2 protein-coding genes and 2 pseudogenes are annotated in these 3372 nt (G+C 55.5%); 3 read left to right on the forward strand and 1 reads right to left on the reverse strand.

Features of this window, described 5'->3' with window-relative positions:
* Nucleotides 1-87: 87 nt before the first annotated feature.
* A complete protein-coding gene (gene cadR / locus HMPREF3139_RS06385; RefSeq protein WP_070461291.1) occupies nucleotides 88-495 on the reverse strand; it encodes a Cd(II)/Pb(II)-responsive transcriptional regulator in 408 nt (135 codons plus the stop codon).
* Between the two features lie 95 nt (nucleotides 496-590).
* On the opposite strand from cadR, the gene HMPREF3139_RS06390 reads away from it, so the two are divergent.
* From HMPREF3139_RS06390 to HMPREF3139_RS06400, 3 genes and pseudogenes are all read left to right on the forward strand, one after another.
* Nucleotides 591-1487, forward strand: coding sequence for a cation efflux transmembrane domain-containing protein (locus tag HMPREF3139_RS06390; protein WP_070461292.1), 897 nt, complete (start codon nucleotides 591-593; stop codon nucleotides 1485-1487).
* A gap of 105 nt (nucleotides 1488-1592) precedes the next feature.
* Nucleotides 1593-2002, forward strand: a pseudogene (lspA, locus tag HMPREF3139_RS11105) (signal peptidase II).
* A 21-nt stretch (nucleotides 2003-2023) separates the two neighbouring features.
* Nucleotides 2024-3314: pseudogene (locus HMPREF3139_RS06400) on the forward strand (ISL3-like element ISPpu12 family transposase).
* Nucleotides 3315-3372 lie beyond the last annotated feature (58 nt).

Consider the following 3372-nt stretch of genomic DNA (forward strand, 5'->3'; position numbering starts at 1 on the left):
GGGTAAGCGGATTAAATGGTTGATCTTACCTTTGCATGAGAGTGAGACAGACTAGCATCTCATCGGATTATCTGGTTGATGCTTCACCTACTGCTGGTGCATGTTTCCTTCGCTAATCCCAGCAAGACCCCCACACGCCTCAACTTCCCGGTCATCGTTGCAACTCGCTCTCAGTGAAACGAGTTGTTTCTCAAGCGCTTGCAGAGCGGTTATCTGCGACCGCACATGAGAGATGTGATCATCGAGCAAGGCGTTGACGGCGGTACAAGGCTGATGAGGGTCGTCCTGATAGCTCTGTAGTTCGTGAATCTCAGCCAGTGACAGGCCCAGGATTCTGCAGCGACGGATGAAGGCCAGCCCCTCACCATGCTTCTCGGTATAGACACGGTAACCGTTGTCCTGCCGATCAGGCGGCGGCAATAAGCCCTGCTGTTCATAGAAGCGGATCGTCTGTGTTTCGACCCCTACCAACTGCGCCAACTGACCAATGCGCATCAGCCTCCTCCCCAACGGATTCTTTACTCTATTGACCTTATAGTAGCTTTATAGTTTAAAATGGTACCACAACATTGTTCAAGTGGAGTCATATTATGAGCAAATCCTGTGGTGGCGCCTGTGGCGGTGATGCAACGTCCGCAGCGGATACCGATATACAGGCCTCCTCCGAGGCGACAGGGAGATGGGTCAGTGTTTATGCAGTGCCGAAGATGGACTGTCCATCAGAAGAACGAATGATTCGCCTAGCCCTGAACCGCTTTGAGGAGATTCGGGCGCTGTCCTTCGACTTGTCGAACCGCCGGCTGAAGGTCGTGCATGACGGCGAGATCGAGCCCGTCACCTCGAAACTGAAGACCTTGGGGCTAGGCGCCTCGCTTCAGGAAACCGTCGCTGCAAATCCAGAGACCATCAAGGCCGCCGAGTTTTCGGCAGCTTCTGCTAAGCAAGAATCCTGGACCCTGCGCTGGTTGCTCGGCATCAATGCACTTCTGTTCGTAGTGGAAATGACTGCCGGTCTGATCGCCCAGTCCACCGGCCTGATTGGAGAATCCCTGGACAATTTTTCCGATGCGGCGGTGTACGGGCTTGCCCTTTATGCGGTTGGACATAGCGTGAAAATGCAGGTACGTGCCGCGCATCTTGCTGGTGTACTGCAACTGATCTTGGCTGTGGGCGTGCTCGTAGAGGTGGTGAGACGCTTTGTATTCGGTAGTGAGCCTGAATCTCTGGTGATGATGGCTATCGCATTCGTCGCATTGATTGCCAATACCAGTTGTCTGCTGCTCATATCCAAACATCGGGAAGGCGGGGCGCACATGAAGGCAAGCTTGATATTCTCGGCCAACGACGTGGTGATCAACCTGGGGGGCATCACCGCCGGCGCCCTGGTCGCGTGGACCGGTTCCAATTATCCAGATCTGATTATCGGCACCATCACGGGGGTGATTGTACTTAACGGTGCCAGACGCATTTTGGCGTTGAAGGGTTAAATAATGCTCATTATTGGCAAAAAGCTCTCGCCGTATGCCCTATTGTCCATATCGGGCCTGCTGGCAGCGTCTGATCAGGCTGTAAAGTGGCTGGTGCAGCAATCAATGGCCTATGGCGAGTATGTTTCGGTGACCCCGTTCTTTAACTGGGTGCACCTATGGAACACCGGTGCCGCATTCAGTCTTTTTGCGAATGGTGGAGGCTGGCAGCGCTACTTTTTTATCGGAATCGCTGGGTGGTCTCGATTTTTCTGATCAAGCTGATCCTTGAAAATCGTCATAAAGGAGAAGCCATCGCTTACAGTCTTATCCTCGGTGGCGCCATGGGCAACCTGATTGACCGGGTCTTTCGCGGCTATGTTGTGGATTCCTTTGATTTCTATTGGCGAGACTGGCATTGGCCGGCCTTCAACCTGGCTGATATTGCAATTGTCCTCGGTGCCTTACTTTTCGTTTCCAGCAGCTTGTTGGGTAAAAAAGCCAACACCAATGCCGAGTCGGATGGATCTGACTGACACCTACGCCTATACAACACCATGACCGAACTTCCCGACAACATCCTTCACCTGCCGCAATACCAAGTACTGGGCTGCAAATCAACCGACGACGAAATGCACTTCCAGGTGGACGTGCCCGATCCCATCGCCTGCGAGGAATGCGGCGTGCAGGGTGAGTTCGTACGGTTCGGCAAGCGTGACGTTCCCTATCGTGATCTGCCCATCCACGGCAAGCGGGTCACTCTCTGGGTGGTCCGCCGCCGATACACCTGCCGGGCCTGCAAGACAACATTCAGGCCCCAGCTACCGGAGATGGTGGACGGATTCCGTATGACACTGCGGCTGCATGAGTACGTGGAGAAGGAATCCTTCAACCACCCCTACACCTTTGTGGCGGCACAGACCGGCCTGGACGAGAAGACGGTGCGCGACATCTTCAACGCCCGCGCCGAGTTCTTGGGGCGCTGGCACCGCTTCGAGACGCCCCGCATCCTGGGCATTGACGAGCTATACCTGAACAAGCGCTACCGCTGCATTCTGACCAACATTGAGGAGCGAACCCTGCTCGACCTGCTGGCCAACCGCCGCCAGGACGTGGTGACCAACTACCTGATGAAGCTGAAAGACCGGCAGAAGGTCGAGATCGTCAGCATGGACATGTGGAACCCCTACCGGGCAGCGGTCAAGGCTGTACTGCCCCAGGCCCGTATCGTGGTCGATAAGTTCCATGTGGTGCGCATGGCCAACGATGGCCCTAGAGAGAGTGCGCAAGGGCCTCAGAAAGGAGCTGAAACCGTCCCAGAGCCGGACTCTCAAGGGAGACCGGAAAATCCTGCTGAAACGCGCTCACGAAGTCTCAGACCGGGAGCGCCTCATCATGGAGACCTGGACAGGCGCGTTCCCGCAACTGCTGGCCGCCTACGAGCACAAGGAGCGCTTCTACGGCATCTGGGACGCCACCACACGGCTCCAGGCAGAAGCCGCCCTGGACGAGTGGATAGCCACCATCCCGAAGGGCCAAAAGGAAGTCTGGAGCGATCTGGTCAGGGCAGTGGGAAACTGGCGTGAAGAGACCATGACCTACTTCGAGATGGACATGCCCGTCACCAACGCTTACACGGAGTCCATCAACCGACTGGCCAAGGACAAGAACCGTGAAGGGCGCGGTTACTCCTTCGAGGTGATGCGGGCACGAATGCTCTACACCACGAAGCACAAGAAGAAGGCACCGACTGCGAAGGTCTCTCCTTTCTACAAGAAAACCATCGGTTACGGACTGCCGGACTTCGCAGAGGAACTCAACTACGGAGTCGATCTATCAACCATCTGAGGGTGGTATCAGATTGATGGGGTGAAGGTGCCCCATCAACCATTAAATCCGTATACCC

The sequence above is a fragment of the Neisseria sp. HMSC15G01 genome, assembly GCF_001808255.1.
Lineage (GTDB): Bacteria > Pseudomonadota > Gammaproteobacteria > Burkholderiales > Neisseriaceae > Neisseria > Neisseria subflava_A.